This window comes from Pandoraea nosoerga, from assembly GCF_902459585.1.
Lineage (GTDB): Bacteria > Pseudomonadota > Gammaproteobacteria > Burkholderiales > Burkholderiaceae > Pandoraea > Pandoraea nosoerga.
Window position 1 is genome coordinate 587,486 of record NZ_CABPSC010000001.1, and the last position, 14,760, is coordinate 602,245.

Annotated in this window: 14 protein-coding genes and 1 riboswitch; of the genes, 2 read left to right on the forward strand and 12 right to left on the reverse strand. The window is 65.7% G+C overall.

Annotated elements, in window-relative coordinates:
* Window positions 1-26: 26 nt before the first annotated feature.
* The 11 genes from PNO31109_RS02705 to PNO31109_RS02755 form a co-directional block, all read right to left on the reverse strand.
* Window positions 27-1,073: a peptide ABC transporter ATP-binding protein gene (locus PNO31109_RS02705; RefSeq protein ID WP_241014086.1), complete on the reverse strand. Its 1,047-nt coding sequence runs from the start codon at window positions 1,071-1,073 to the stop codon at window positions 27-29.
* The gene (locus PNO31109_RS02710) at window positions 1,070-2,074 is read right to left on the reverse strand and encodes an ABC transporter ATP-binding protein (RefSeq protein WP_150554068.1); all 1,005 of its coding nucleotides are present in this window, start codon (window positions 2,072-2,074) and stop codon (window positions 1,070-1,072) included. Before PNO31109_RS02710 ends, PNO31109_RS02705 begins: the two co-directional genes overlap by 4 nt.
* Window positions 2,071-2,991, reverse strand: a complete 921-nt coding sequence (locus PNO31109_RS02715) for an ABC transporter permease subunit (RefSeq protein ID WP_150554069.1) — start codon at window positions 2,989-2,991, stop codon at window positions 2,071-2,073. Before PNO31109_RS02715 ends, PNO31109_RS02710 begins: the two co-directional genes overlap by 4 nt.
* A gap of 11 nt (window positions 2,992-3,002) precedes the next feature.
* Entirely contained in the window at window positions 3,003-4,007 is a 1,005-nt protein-coding gene (locus PNO31109_RS02720) for an ABC transporter permease subunit (protein ID WP_150554070.1), read from the reverse strand.
* A 213-nt stretch (window positions 4,008-4,220) separates the two neighbouring features.
* On the reverse strand, window positions 4,221-5,861 hold the full coding sequence (locus PNO31109_RS02725; protein WP_150554071.1) for an ABC transporter substrate-binding protein: 1,641 nt from the start codon (window positions 5,859-5,861) through the stop codon (window positions 4,221-4,223).
* Between the two features lie 206 nt (window positions 5,862-6,067).
* Complete coding sequence (gene metF / locus PNO31109_RS02730; protein WP_150554072.1) at window positions 6,068-6,898, reverse strand: methylenetetrahydrofolate reductase [NAD(P)H]; 831 nt, start codon at window positions 6,896-6,898, stop codon at window positions 6,068-6,070.
* A gap of 25 nt (window positions 6,899-6,923) precedes the next feature.
* Entirely contained in the window at window positions 6,924-7,754 is an 831-nt protein-coding gene (locus PNO31109_RS02735) for a TlyA family RNA methyltransferase (protein ID WP_150554073.1), read from the reverse strand.
* A gap of 56 nt (window positions 7,755-7,810) precedes the next feature.
* On the reverse strand, window positions 7,811-8,167 hold the full coding sequence (locus PNO31109_RS02740) for a phage holin family protein (RefSeq protein ID WP_150554074.1): 357 nt from the start codon (window positions 8,165-8,167) through the stop codon (window positions 7,811-7,813).
* Window positions 8,168-8,391: 224 nt separating this feature from the next.
* Window positions 8,392-9,807: an adenosylhomocysteinase gene (gene ahcY, locus PNO31109_RS02745; protein WP_150554075.1), complete on the reverse strand. Its 1,416-nt coding sequence runs from the start codon at window positions 9,805-9,807 to the stop codon at window positions 8,392-8,394.
* 31 nt (window positions 9,808-9,838) lie between these two features.
* Window positions 9,839-9,964, reverse strand: a riboswitch (S-adenosyl-L-homocysteine riboswitch).
* Between the two features lie 63 nt (window positions 9,965-10,027).
* Window positions 10,028-10,711, reverse strand: coding sequence for an LrgB family protein (locus PNO31109_RS02750; RefSeq protein ID WP_150554076.1), 684 nt, complete (start codon window positions 10,709-10,711; stop codon window positions 10,028-10,030).
* Window positions 10,712-10,795: 84 nt separating this feature from the next.
* Window positions 10,796-11,245, reverse strand: a complete 450-nt coding sequence (locus tag PNO31109_RS02755; RefSeq protein ID WP_150554077.1) for a CidA/LrgA family protein — start codon at window positions 11,243-11,245, stop codon at window positions 10,796-10,798.
* Between the two features lie 208 nt (window positions 11,246-11,453).
* Here PNO31109_RS02755 and PNO31109_RS02760 point away from each other — a divergent pair, with 208 nt between their 5' ends.
* Window positions 11,454-12,398 (forward strand): LysR family transcriptional regulator, encoded by a 945-nt coding sequence (locus PNO31109_RS02760; RefSeq protein WP_150554078.1) that lies wholly within the window; start codon window positions 11,454-11,456, stop codon window positions 12,396-12,398.
* A gap of 227 nt (window positions 12,399-12,625) precedes the next feature.
* Entirely contained in the window at window positions 12,626-13,399 is a 774-nt protein-coding gene (locus PNO31109_RS02765; protein WP_150554079.1) for an exodeoxyribonuclease III, read from the forward strand.
* Window positions 13,400-13,422: 23 nt separating this feature from the next.
* On the opposite strand, the gene PNO31109_RS02770 is transcribed toward PNO31109_RS02765, so the two are convergent.
* Complete coding sequence (locus PNO31109_RS02770) at window positions 13,423-14,718, reverse strand: AmpG family muropeptide MFS transporter (protein ID WP_150554080.1); 1,296 nt, start codon at window positions 14,716-14,718, stop codon at window positions 13,423-13,425.
* Window positions 14,719-14,760 lie beyond the last annotated feature (42 nt).

Genomic DNA, 14,760 nt, shown 5'->3' on the forward strand with positions numbered 1-14,760 from the left:
GGCGCGTGGTGGTCCACCCAATCTTGTCATCCCTCAATGTCTTCCACCCGATGGCACGCCACCAGACGTCCCTCGAGCTTGCGCAGTTGCGGCACTTCCTCACGACACCGGTCGATGGCATACGGGCAGCGCGGCGCAAACGCACACCCCGGCGGCGGCCGCAGCGGCGAGGGCAGCTCGCCGATCAGCGGAATCTTCACGCGCCGCTCCGACGCCTTGATGGCCGGCGTGGCCGACATCAGCGCCTTGGTGTACGGATGCAGCGGCTTGCCGAACACGGCGGCCTTGGGACCGTGTTCGACCGCGCGGCCGAGATACATCACCATGACGTCATCCGCCACATGCTCGACCACGGCGAGATTATGCGACACGAATACGTAACTCGTCGCGTACCGGTCCTGCAAATCCATGAAAAGATTCAGGATCTGTGCCTGAATTGAGACATCCAGGGCGGAAACCGGCTCGTCGGCGACCACGATTGCCGGCGACAGGATCATCGCCCGGGCAATCGCCACGCGCTGGCGCTGCCCGCCCGAGAACATGTGCGGATAGCGTGCCACGTGCTCGGGCCGCAGGCCGACGGTGCGCATCATCGCTTCGATTTTCTCGCCCCGCTCCACGCGGCTGAGCGACGTGTTGATCGCCAGCGGCTCGTCGAGCGCCTGTCCCACGGTCTTGCGCGGATTGAGCGACGCATACGGATTCTGGAACACCATCTGGATGTGCGTGCGCAGCGCCGCGAGTTCGCCCGCCGAGGCGCCCGTGGTCTCGGTCGCGTCGATGGCGAGTTTGCCGGACGTCGGGGGCTCGATCAATGTCAGCACCCGGGCCAGCGTCGATTTGCCGCACCCCGACTCGCCGACCACCGCGAGCGTGCGCCCCGCGGCAAGCTCGAACGACACGCCGTTGAGCGCCTTGACGCTCACCTGAGCGCGCAGCAAACCGCGGTTCACCGTGTAAAAACGCTTCAGATCGTGCGCGGCCAGCACGATGCGGCTGGCGTCGCGCGCCGCCTCGCCGACATCGGGGCCTTGCGGCGCGGCCGGGGGCGTTGCGAAAACGGTTTCACTCATTGCGCCCCTCCCATCGACTGATGATCCGCCGCGACATGCGGCAGCGGCTTGAAGCACCGCACCAGCGGTGCGCCCGTCGCCGTCGGCCCCGTATAGGGATCGAGCGACGGCTGCGCCGTGCGGCAATGGTCGTCGGCATAGGGACAGCGGGGCGAGAGCAGGCAACCGGCGGGACGGTCGTCGCGCCCCGGCACCACGCCGGGCAGCGTGCGCAGGCGGCGAACGCCCCGATTGTGCTCGGGAATCGCCGAGAGCAGCGCTTCCGTGTAGGGATGGTGCGGCGCATCGAAAAGCGCGGGCACCTGCTGGACCTCGATCACCTGCCCGGCGTACATCACCGCCACCCGGTGCGCGACTTCGGCCACGACCGCCAGATCGTGCGAAATCAGCACCAGCGCCATGCCGTGCTCCTTCTGCAGCTGCAGCAGCAGCGCCATGATCTGCGCCTGGATGGTGACGTCGAGCGCCGTGGTCGGTTCGTCGGCGATCAGCAGCTTCGGGCGACAGGCGATCGCCATTGCGATCATCACGCGCTGGTTCATGCCGCCGGAGAGCTGATGCGGATAGGCGCCGAGCCGGTTGGCCGCATCGGGAATCTCGACCTGCTCGAGCAGCTCCACGATGCGATCGCGCAGCGCCCGGCCACGCAGCCCCATGTGCCGACGCAGCACCTCGCCGATCTGATAGCCGATGGTGTAGCTCGGGTTCAGGCTCGTGAGCGCGTCCTGGAAAATCATCGAGACGTCGCGTCCGACGATGTTGCGCCGCTCGCGGGCGCTCGCATGCAGCAAGTCGCGCCCGTCGAAGCGGACTTCGTCGGCACGCACGCGCCCCGGCGCGTCGATGAGCCCCATGAGCGCGAGCATCGTCACGCTCTTGCCGGAACCGGATTCGCCGACCACGCCGAGAATCTCGCCCTGGCCGACGTCGAGGTCGATGGCCTCGACCGCGCGCGCGCCGTCGAAGTCGACCGAGAGATTGCGAATGGAGAGCAGACTCATGCGATTCGTTTCAGTTTGGGGTCGAGCGCGTCGCGCAGGCCGTCGCCGACCAGATTGATGGCGAGCACCGAAATGACGATCGCAAGTCCCGGCAGCGTCACGATCCACCAGGCACTTTCCATGTAGTCGCGCGCCGAAGCGAGCATCGAACCCCACTCGGCGAGCGGCGGCTGCACGCCCAGGCCGAGGAAGCCGAGCGCCGCCGCGTCGAGAATCGCGACCGAGAAGCTCAGCGTGGCCTGCACGATGAGCGGCGCCGCGCAGTTCGGCAGCACCGTGGAGAACATCAGGCGCAACGTACCGGCGCCGGCCATGCGCGACGCGACCACGTACTCCCGCTGCAATTCGCCTATGGCCGCCGCGCGCGTGAGGCGCACATAGGCGGGCAGCGTGACGATGGCGATCGCGATGGTCGTATTGGCAAGGCCCGGGCCGATCACCGCGACCACCGCCACGGCGAGCAGCAGCGACGGCAACGCCATCATCATGTCCATCAGGCGCATGATCGGGGTGTCGAGCCAGCGTGGAAAAAACGCCGCGAGCAGCCCGAGCAGAATGCCCGGGATGAGCGAGAGCACGACCGACGACAGACCGATCCAGAACGACAGGCGCGCGCCGTGGATCAGACGCGAGAGGATGTCGCGCCCGGCTTCGTCGGTGCCGAGCGGGAATTGCCGGCTGCCGCCGTCGAACCACGCCGGCGGCACTTTCACGTAATCGCGATATTGCTCGATGGGGCTGTGCGGGGCGAGCACCGGCGCGAAAATCGCCGCCACGAACATCAACAACAAAACGATGGCCGCCACCGTGGCGCCACGATTGGCGGTGAAGCTGCGCAGGAACTCCCGCACGAGGCGCGCGCGCGGCGTGGCGGCGACCGCGGCAGGAGGCGGCAGCGTTGCAGGCGTATCACTCATGGTGACCTCCTTCAGTGCCGGATGCGCGGGTTGACGACGCCGTAAAGCACGTCGACCAGCAGGTTGACGAGAATCACGCCCGTCGCGATGAGCAGGATGCCGCCCTGCACCACCGGATAGTCGCGTCGCAGGATGGCGTCGATGAGCCACTTGCCGATACCGGGCCACGAGAACACGTTCTCGGTGAGCACCGCGCCGGCGAGCAGCGTGCCGACCTGCAAACCGATGACGGTGATGACCGGAATCAGCGCATTGCGCAGCGCATGCACCACGATCACCCGCCAGGGCGAGAGCCCCTTCGCGCGGGCCGTGCGGATGTAGTCTTCGCGCAGCACTTCGAGCATGGCCGAGCGCGTCATGCGCGCGATCACCGCGAGCGGCACGGTGCCCAGCACGATGGTCGGCAGGACCAGATGACTCACGGCGGACGCGAACGCCCCCTCGTCGCCCGAGAGCAGCGTGTCGATGAGCATGAAGCCGGTCACGTTCGGCACGTCGTACTCCACGCCGATGCGCCCGGAGACGGGCGTCCATTGCAAGTCCACCGAGAACAGCATGATGAGCAGCAAGCCCCACCAGAAGATGGGCATCGAATAGCCGGTGAGCGCGGCCCCCATGGTGGTGTGGTCGAGCATCTTGCCGCGCCGCAGCGAAGCGGCCACGCCGGCGGGCAGGCCGACGACGAGCGCGAAGATCATGGCGCACAGCGCCAGTTCCAGCGTGGCGGGAAAACGGGCGAAGAACTCGTGCAGCACGCCTTCGTTGGTCACGATGGAGCGCCCGAGGTCGCCCTGCGCGGCGTGCTTCAGGTAGACGAAATACTGCGTAGTGAGCGGTTGATCGAGTCCCAGCCGCTTCATCGCTTCGGCGTGCATGACGGGATCGAGGTTGCGCTCGCCCACCAGCACTTCGATCGGATCGCCGGGAATGAGGTGAATGAGCGCGAATGCCAGGACGGTGATGCCGATGAAAGTCGGGATCACCATGCCCAGCCGTCTCAGGACGAATCTCAGCATAGGGGGTTCCGTGGGCCGTGCGCGCCGTCCCGTGCCCGGCGGGAGAACGGGCGGCGCCGTGCCGCGTTGATCAGTTGCAGAGGGCGTACCGTCTTCGGTCTGCCGCCTTGTTACCGCTGCCGGACACGGCGCGGCGGCCATGTCCGGCAGCATGAGTCGCCGGTGCGCACCGGCGCGCACGCATCACCGTCGACGCCGGTCATCCTGCGCGGCTCAGTCCAGCGACACCCCGGCGAAGCTGTTGCGGCTGAACGGACTCAGCTTGAAGCCCTGCACGTTCTTGGCCATCGGCTTGTATTGCGTGGAGTGTGCGATGGGCGAGAACGGCAGTTGCTGGGCGAAGATTTCCTGCGCCTGCGTGTAGAGCTTCGTGCGTGCGGCCACGTCCGTGGTCTGGCGCGCCTGCTTGATGAGGTCGTCGAACGGCTTGTAGCACCACTTCGAGAAGTTGTTGCCGTTGATCGAATCGCAGCCGAGCAGCACGCCGAGCCAGTTGTCGGGGTCGCCGTTGTCGCCCGTCCAGCCAATGAGCAGCGCGTCGTGCTCGCCGGCCTTCGCACGCTTGATGTACTCGCCCCACTCATAGGTGACGATGTTGGCCTTCACGCCGATCTTGGCCCAGTCGGCCTGGATCATCTCGGCCATGAGCTTGCCGTTGGGGTTGTACGGACGTTGCACCGGCATGGCCCACAGCGTCAGTTCGACGTTCTTCACCCCGGCCTTCTCGAGCAGCGCCCTGGCCTTTTCCGGGTCATAGCCGGCCGCCTTGATGTTCTTGTCGTAGGACCACTGCGTCGGCGGCATCGGCGCGCCGTTCGACAGTTGTCCCGCCGAGCCGTAGACCGATTCGAGGATGGCCTTCTTGTTGATCGCCATGTCGAGCGCCTGGCGCACTTCCAGACGATCGAGCGGCTTTTTCTGCACGTTGTACGCCACGTAGCCGAGGTTGAAGCCGACCTGATCGGGCATCTTGAGCTTCGATGCACCGCCCTGCGCCTTGATCTCGGCCTTGAGCGCGTCGACGTCCGCCGGACGCGGATAGGTCGCGACCTGGCATTCGCCGCGCCTGAGCTTCTGGATGCGGACGTTCGCGTCGGTCGTGATCGCGAAGATCAGCTTGCCGACCTTGGGCGGCAGTTGCGTGTTCCAGTACTCCTTGTTGCCGTCCAGGCGCAGCGTGGCGTCCTTCGTGTAGCTGCGGAAGATGAAGGGACCCGTGCCAACCGGCTTGAGCGCGATGTCGCGCGGATTGTTCGCCGCGAGCAGCTTGTCCGCGTATTCCTTCGACAGGATCGACGCGAACGACATGGCCAGGTTCTGGATGAGCGGTGCGTCGACCTTCTTGAGCACGAAGCGCACCGTGTACGGATCGACGATCTCGATGCGGTCGATGTCAGCCTGCAGGCCCATGTCGACGAAGTACGGGAATTCGGCCGGATAGGCCTTGCGGAACGGCATTTCGCGATCGCCCATGCGATCGAAGGTGAACTTCACGTCCTCGGCGTTGAAGTCGCGCGTCGGCTTGAAGTATTCGGTGGTGTGGAACTTCACGCCCTTGCGCAGGTAGAACGTGTAGACCTTGCTGTCGGGCGAGATCTCCCACTTCTCCGCCAGCGAGGGCATCACGCCCGTCTCGCCCGGGACGAAGGCAATGAGACGGTTGTAGATGGCGTCGGCCGGATCGAAGTCCGTGCCAGTAGTCAATTGTCCCGGATCGAAACCGGCCGGGCTGCCCTCGGAGCAGTACACGAGGGTCTTGTTGGGGAGCTCGACGGCTACGGCGGGCGGGATCACCGCCGCGCCGGTCAGCAGGGTTGCAGCCAAAAGCAAACGCAGGGTGTGGGTTCGTTTCATAGGCTCCTCGGGATCTTGTGTGACGCCCGGCAACGGTCCGTCGCCGAGCCCACGGGGGATATTACTGAAGCTTACCCGGCGCAACAACACGCCAAATCCCTAGCAATCCGCGTATTTGTGGCGTTTTTGATTAGGAAACCACTTAATTTTTATCAGGATTGACTTCCGAACCACCCTATCGTTGGCAAACGATTGCGCGGCGCCCCTCAGAGGCCGAGACGCTGCCACATGGCCTTGGTGGCCGAGGCCGCATTGAGCGTATAAAAATGCAGACCGGGCGCGCCGCCGGCGAGCAGGCGTTCGCACAATGCGCTCACCACGTCCAGACCGAACGCGCGGATCGATTCGCGGTCGTCGCCGAACCCTTCCAGACGCTTGGCAATCCAGCGCGGCACTTCGGCGCCGCACATCTCCGAAAAACGCATCATCTGCGAGTAGTTCGTGATCGGCATGATGCCCGGCACGATCGGCACGTTCACGCCGAGGCGGCTGGCGTCGTCCACGAAGCGGAAATAGGCGTCGGCGTTGAAGAAATATTGCGTGATCGCGGCGTTCGCGCCGGCCTTGACCTTGTTGGCGAAGTGCTCGAGATCCAGGCGCGGTGATTTCGCCTGCGGATGGTATTCCGGATAGGCCGCCACTTCGATGTGGAACCAGTCGCCCGTCTCGGCGCGAATGAACTCGACGAGCTCCGACGCGTAGCGGAATTCGCCGATCTCGCCCATGCCCGAGGGCAGATCGCCGCGCAGCGCGACGATGTGGCGGATGCCGTGCTGCTGGTACGTCGAGAGAATTGCGCGGATGTTCTCGCGCGTCGAGCCCACGCACGACAGATGCGGGGCGGCCTCCACGCCTTCGCGCTGGATCTCGACGACCGTATCGAGCGTGCCCTGCTGGGTAGAGCCGCCCGCACCGAACGTCACCGAGACGAACTTCGGGCCGAGCGGGAATAGTTGCTGGCGCGTGGCGCGCAGCTTCTGCGCGCCTTCGGCGGTCTTGGGCGGGAAGAATTCGAAACTGAAGGAAGGTTGCGTCATGATCGTTGTCTTTTCTGGGGAGCGTTCATGCCGCATGCCTGGCATGCACGAAGAACTCCCGGTTGCCGTCGCCGCCGGCAATGGGGCTGTCGAGCCATGCGGCCACCGTCAGCCCCAAGCCCTCGCAGGCGGCGCGGATCCTTGTCTCCACTTGCGCATATTGCGCGGCGTCGCGCACGAGGCCACCGCGGCCGATGTGCTCGCGTCCCACTTCGAACTGCGGCTTGACCAGCATCAGCAGATCGCCGTTCGCCGCCAGCAGCGGCACCAGCGCAGGCAGCACCAGCGTGAGCGAGATGAACGACACGTCGCCCACGATCAGGTCGAAGCCGCTCGCCGGCACACGCGCGATCGCCGGCGGCGTTTCGCCGGCGGCCGACGCGAGCGCCGCCAGCCGTTCGTCGAGCATCTCGCGCGACAGATGCCGCGCATTGACGCCTTCGAGCGACACGAGCCGCGCCTCGCCGGCCAGCCGCTGGTGCAACTGCCCATGGCCGACGTCGACCCCGAGGACCTGCGCCGCACCGCCCTGTAGCAGGCAGTCGGCGAAGCCGCCGGTCGACAGTCCCACGTCGAGCGCCACGCGCCCGGCGACGCCGAGGCCCGTCCGGGCCAACGCCCCGGCCAGCTTCAGCCCGCCGCGCGAGACGTAGCGATCCTCGCCGGGCCGTCCGTCGGCCGCCGCACGCACTTCGATGCCCTCGTCGTCCGCCACGATCTGGCTGGCCTTCTTGAGCGCCGTGTCGGTGCCGGCGTAATACACGCGTCCGGCATCGATCAGACGTTGCGCGGCGGTGCGTGAAGCGGCCAGTCCTCTCGAGACGAGCGCCTGATCGGCACGAAGAGCTTGCGACATGACGACGGAATTCCTGCGAAAAGCGCTCGACGATGGGGCGTGGACGCGCGTCGAAATTACACGTTGGTCGCGCGCTCGCCGAAGACCAGCGCCGACAGAATCCAGGAAATCAGGCTGTACAGGAGCGAGCCGAACAGCGCCGCCCAGAAGCCCGAGACTTCAAAACCCTTCACGACATGCGAAGCCAGCCAGAACAGCAAGGCGTTGATCACGAAGATGAACAGACCGAGCGTGAGCACCGTGACCGGCAGCGTGAGCACGACGAGCAGCGGGCGAAGAAACGCGTTGATCAGGCCAAGCACGATCGCGACGATCAGCGCCGTCCCAATGCCCTTGAGCTGAACGCCGGACACGATATACGGCAAGACGAGAAGCGCAATGGCGTTGATGAGCCAAATCAGCAGCAGACGCATGGCAAGCTCCGATGAACGAGCCGGTGCGGGACCAAAGTCCCGGCACCGGCGGTAAGAAAGACTTCCGCGGCACGCGCGGCACGCCGGGCACTCCAATGCGCGCGGCGGCAACCTGCGACGTCGCGCGCGACCCTGCTGTCATGCCGCCCTGCCGCCACCACGCTGCGGCCCCTGCCGACGCCGCGCACCGCTGCGTGCGACGTCCCGGCCGGCAGCGGCGGCGATCAGTAGCGATAGTGCGCCGGCTTGAACGGACCGTTCTTGTCGACGCTGATGTACTTCGCCTGCTCGTCGGTCAGCACGGTCAGCTCGGCGCCGATGCGGCCCAGGTGCAGCCGCGCGACCTTCTCGTCCAGGTGCTTCGGCAGCACATACACGCTGTTCTTGTACTTGGCGCCGTGCACGAACAGCTCGATCTGCGCGAGCGTCTGGTTGGTGAACGAGTTGCTCATCACGAACGACGGGTGGCCCGTGGCGCAGCCCAGGTTCACGAGGCGGCCCTCGGCGAGCAGGATGATGCGCTTGCCGTCCGGGAAGATGATGTGATCGACCTGCGGCTTGATGTTCTCCCACTGGTATTTGCGGGTCGACGCCACGTTGATTTCCGAGTCGAAGTGGCCGATGTTGCACACGATCGCCTGATGCTTCATCGCGAGCATGTGGTCGTGATCGATCACGTGGTAGTTGCCCGTGGCGGTCACGAAGATGTCGGCCTTGTCGGCGGCGTACTCCATGGTCACCACGCGATAGCCTTCCATGGCGGCCTGCAGCGCGCAGATCGGATCGATTTCCGTGACCCACACCGTGGCGCCCAGACCGCGCAGGCTCTGCGCGCAGCCCTTGCCCACGTCACCGTAGCCGGCCACCACCGCGATCTTGCCGGCAATCATCACGTCCGTGGCGCGCTTGATGCCGTCGACGAGCGACTCGCGGCAGCCGTACAGGTTGTCGAACTTCGACTTGGTGACCGAGTCGTTCACGTTGATGGCCGGGAACGGCAGCGTGCCGTCCTTCTCCATCTGGTACAGACGATGCACGCCGGTGGTGGTCTCTTCGGTCACGCCCTTGATCTGCGACAGGCGCTTGCTGTACCACTGCGGGTCGACTTCGAGGTGGCGCTTGATCGACGCGTACAGCGCCACCTCTTCCTCGTTGGTCGGGTTGGCCACGACCGAGATGTCCTTCTCGGCCTTGCTGCCCAGGATCAGCAGCAGCGTGGCGTCGCCGCCGTCGTCGAGAATCATGTTGGCGAACTGGCCGTTCGGCCACTCGAAGATGCGATGGCTGTATTCCCAGTATTCGTCGAGCGATTCGCCCTTGAAGGCGAACACCGGAATGCCGGCCGCGGCGATGGCGGCCGCGGCGTGATCCTGCGTCGAGAAGATGTTGCACGACGCCCAGCGCACTTCGGCGCCCAGCGCCACGAGCGTCTCGATGAGCACGCCGGTCTGGATGGTCATGTGCAGCGAACCGGCAATGCGCGCGCCCTTGAGCGGCTGGCTCGCCTTGAACTCCTCGCGTGTGGCCATCAGGCCGGGCATTTCGCTCTCGGCGATGGTGAGCTCTTTACGGCCCCAGGCGGCGAGATGGATATCGGCTACGTGGAAATCGGAGAATTTCGAATCGACTACGGCGTTCATCACGCCTCCTTTCTCTAAAGTCTAGATAGTTGGGACGTGAGCGCCGTTCTTGCAGCCCACGCGCCAGACTACCCGGGGTGAACCGGCGGCCGGCGGGGCCAATGGGAAGGATCTTGAGCCTGGCAGCACTTCGGCTGTCGCAACGCTCCTCAAGACCCCGGCATTGTAGCAAAAGTGATGCGCGGTGTCGGCGCAGGGGCGACGCGCGAAGGGTTATTCTTCAGAACGGCAGATGGGTGAGCAGCGGCGCGGCGAACACCATGAGAATGCCGTTGATCATCATGACGAGGCTGGCCACCACGCCCTCCTCGCTGCCGATCTGGCGCGCCTTGGCGGTGCCGAAACCGTGCGCCCCGGCGCCGAACGGCGCGCCGCGCGCCATGCGCGTGCGTAACGGCAGCCAGGACAGCAGCGCCTCGCCGAGCAACATGCCGACGAAGCCCGTGATGATGACGAACAGCCCCACCAGATCGCGCGAGCCGCCAACCTTGTCCGACACGGCCAGCGCGAACGGCGTCGAAATCGAACGCGCGAGCAGGCTGCGCGCCATCTCGGGCGGTAGCTCGAACAGGCGCGCGAGCAGGTACGAACTGCCGACGGCCACGATCATCGCCACGAGCACCCCGACGCTCAGCGCAAAGGCATGACGGCGGATGATGTCGCGATGCTCGTAGATCGGCACGGCGAACGCGATCGTCGTAGGCCCGAGCAGCCACACGAGCCAGCGCGAATCGGAAATGTAGGTCGCGTAGGAGATGTCGCCGCCCACCATCACCGCGATGAGCAGCAACGGCGCGAGGATCGCCGGACCGAGCCAGACCTTGCCGAAGCGCGCATGGAGGCGCTTCGACACGTAATAGAACACGACCGTGAGAACGAGCAGCAGGAGCGCCGTATGATTCATGGCAATACCCGACAGGCGTTAGAAGCGGACAAGGCGAAGAGCGCGGACGAAACCGCGCAGACGGCGGCCAGTGCGCCCGGCAGCTCAGCGCGCCTGGTGGGCGCGGCGCGACGGCACGCGAACGAGGGCGCGCTTGAAGCGCCGCTCGGCGCGGCATGCGAGGTCCACGGCCAGCGCCGTCGAGACCATCACGAGCACGGTGCCCACGCCGATCACGGCGAGCAGCTGCAGACCCTCGTGGCGCAGCAAGTCCGTGTATTGCATGACGGCGGCGACCATCGGCACGAAGAACAGAATCATTTCGGCGAGGAACCAGTCGGCGCCGCGCTTGATCTTCTCCGTTTTGAGCACGCCGCTCATGAGCAGCGCGACCACTGCAAGCAGCCCCAGTACCCCGCCCGGCAGCGGCAAATGAAAATGACGCGATGCAGCATCGGCCACGAGATAGATGCCCGTGAGCAGCGCGATTTGCCACACCACGTCCACAACGCGCTTGCTGCGGCTATACAGACGGCTGGCGATCATCTTGGTCATGGCGGACTCCCGAGGGTTTGGCGTCGATAGGCATCGACATGAAGGCCAGTATAGGAAGCACCGCAACATAAATAAAATGAATTAGTATTATCAAATCAATTCCAAAGCGGAATAATTTAAGTATTAACCCTAATCGTGCATGCGAACCCCTTACGGGACGGGGCTTTGCGACAAATTGCACCAAATCGGGGCAAACGAAGGAACCAACATGGAACTGCGCGCGTTGCGAGGATTTGTGGAAGTCGTGCGACAGCAGAGCTTCACGGCAGCCGCCGAAGCGTTGTTCGTCACGCAGCCGACGGTGAGCAAGATGGTCAAGGCGCTCGAGGACGAGCTCGGCACGCCGCTGATGCTGCGCGAGGAGCGCGGCATGGGGCGCCGGCTGCAGTTGACCGATGCCGGACGGGTCGTCTTCGAGCGCGGGCAGGACGTGCTCGCCGCCTACGCCCGGCTGCAGCAGGAACTGGCGGACCTGGAGACGGTGGCGCGCGGCGAACTGTCGATCGGCATCCCGCCGCTCGGCGGCGATTTGTTCATTCCCGTGATCGGCGCGTTTCATCAGCACTATCCCGACATCGAGATGAAGCTGTTCGAGACGGGCTCGCGCGCCATCGAGCAAGCGCTGCTCGCGGGTGACATCGAGCTGGGCGCCGTGCTGTTGCCCGTCGATCCCACGGTCCTCGACGTCTTGCCGGTGTGTCACTACCCGCTGCGCCTGATCGCCCCGCGCGGGTCGCGCTGGGAAGGACGTGCGTCGGTGGGTCTCGGCGAATTGCGCGACGAGCCGTTCGTCTTCTATGGCGAAGGCTTCGCACTCTCGGAACTGGTGATTGCGGCCTGCCGCCGCACAGGCTTCACGCCGAAGATCGCGGGACGCTCCAGTCAGTGGGACTTCATCGCGTCGATGGTGGACAACGGCGTGGGCATCGCCTTGCTTCCGGAGCCGTTCTGCGCGCGGCTCGATCCGGGGCGCTTCGTGATCGCTGACGTGCGCGACCCCGCGATCCCATGGGACCTGGCGATGGCATGGCGGCGCGACTCGTACCTGTCGCACGCGGCGCGTCGCTGGCTGGCGCTCGCGCGCGACATCCTCGGTCCCGGCGGCGATGGGGAAGCCCAGGCGGCCATTGCCGGAGGCGCGCGTCGCAACTGAGCACGGCGGCCTCGACGCAAGTCCCGCGCGAGTGCGGTACTCCCGGGGGCCGGGGCGCCGCGCACGGGCTTGCCCGCGCATGACCGCCCGCGACTGTCCGCCGCTGGTCGCCGCTGTTCGCGACTGCCGTCGCGCCTCGCGGTGCATCCCCGCCCGGGCGCGGGGATTGCGGTATCCTTGCCGCTGATATTTCCCCCCCGCCGCGCGAGCGCGGCACATCGACATCCATGCGCATCATTACCGCGAATCTGAACGGCGTGCGATCGGCCGCCAAGAAAGGCTTTTTCGAGTGGTTCGGCAATCAGGAAGCCGACATCCTCTGTGTGCAGGAAATCAAGGCGCAACTGCCCGACATGACGCCGGACTTTCTCAAGCCGCACGACTACCAGGGCTACTTCCATTACGCGCAGAAGAAGGGCTACAGCGGCGCAGGCGTGTACGTGCGGCGCGAGCCCGACGACATCCTCATCGGCTGGGGCAACGAAGAGTTCGACGCCGAAGGCCGCTACGTGGAAGTCCGTTACGGCAACCTGTCGGTCATCTCGGTCTACATCCCGTCCGGCTCGAGCGGCGAGGAACGTCAGGCGGCGAAATTCCGCTTCATGGCGGACTTCATGCCGCACCTGCTCTCGCTCAAGTCGGCGGGCCGCGAGGTGGTGCTGTGTGGCGACGTGAACATCGCGCACAAGGAGATCGACATCAAGAACTGGAAGGGCAACCTGAAGAACTCCGGCTTCCTGCCCGAGGAACGCGCGTGGCTCACGCAGTTGTTCGACCAGCACGGCTACGTCGACGTGTTTCGCACGCTCGACGACCGTCCCGACCAGTACACATGGTGGAGCAACCGCGGACAGGCCTATGCGAAAAACGTCGGCTGGCGCATCGATTACCAGATCGCCACGCCGGGCATCGCGAGCAAGGCCAGGGCGACGTCGGTCTTTCGCGACATCAAGTTCAGCGACCATGCCCCGCTGACCGTGGATTACGATCACGCGCTGTGACGGCGCGCTCGCGCGCCACGCCGTCAACGTGAGCCGCTGGGCGCCGGAACGCCGTCGCCGCCACCGTCGTCGGCGCCCCACGGCGCGACCTTCGGCAGCAGCAGCATGCCGGGCACGGCGAGCGCCGTGCAAACGAGGAAGAAGGTGAGCCAGCCCACGCCATCCACGATATAGCCCGTACCGGCATTCGCGAACGTGCGCGGCACCGACGCCAGGCTCGTGAAAAGCGCGAACTGCGTGGCCGTGTAGCGCGGGTCCGTCGTGCGCGCGATGTATGCCGTGAAGGCCGCCGTACCCAGCCCCGCCGTGAACGCCTCGAACGCGATCACCGCGCCCAGTCCCACCACCACGGCGCCGGCTTGCGCGAGCCACGCAAAGCCTAGCACCGACACGAGCTGCAGCACGCCGAAGACCCACAGCCCGCGATTGATGCCGAGCTTGATCAGCCAGACGCCGCCGATGATGCCGCCCGCAACGCTCGCCCACAGGCTCGTCGCCTTGGCCACCACGCCGATCTGCGTTTTGGTGAAGCCCAGATCGAGATAGAACGATGTCGCGAGCGACGTCGCCATCGAGTCGCCCAGCTTGTACAGAAAGATGAACGCCAGCACGAGGAGCGCCTGCGACCAGCCGCCGCGCGTCACGAACTCGTGGAACGGTTCGACGACCGCTTCGCGCAGCGTCTTCGGCGGCGTGCCGCGAATCTCCGGCTCCTTGACGACGAGCGTCATCACGATGCCCGGCAGCATGAAGGCAGCCGTCGCGAGGAACACTTCGGCCCACGGCAGATGATCGGCCAGAATCAGCGCGAGCGAGCCCGGCACGAGACCGGCCACCTTGTAGGCGTTCACGTGCATGGCCGTGCCGAGTCCCTGCTCGCGGTCGGAGAGCAGCTCACGGCGATAGGCGTCGAGACAGATGTCCAGGCTCGCGCTGAAAAACGCCAGCGCCGCCGCGAGCGCGGCGATGGTGGGCAGGTCGCGCTGCGGCGAATACGTGCCCATGAGCGCGACGGCGCCCGCCACGAGCAACTGCGTGAGGAACATCCAGCCGCGCCGCCGTCCCGGCTTCCAGCCGAGAAAGTTCGGCGCGAAGCGATCCATGAGCGGCGCCCACAGAAACTTCCATGTGTAGGGAAACTGGATCAGCGCGAACAGGCCGATCGCCTTGAGGTCCACGTGCTCGCTGCGCAGCCACGCCTGCACGAGATTGAGCAGGATGAACAGCGGCAAACCCGAAGTGAAGCCGAGGATCACGCAGATGAGCATCCGCGTGGGGTGGAAGACTCGCCCGTCGTCGGGCGGCAGCGAATCGGTCATGGAAGGCACGGTTGGGGCCGGCCGCCCGCGGCGTGCGACGCC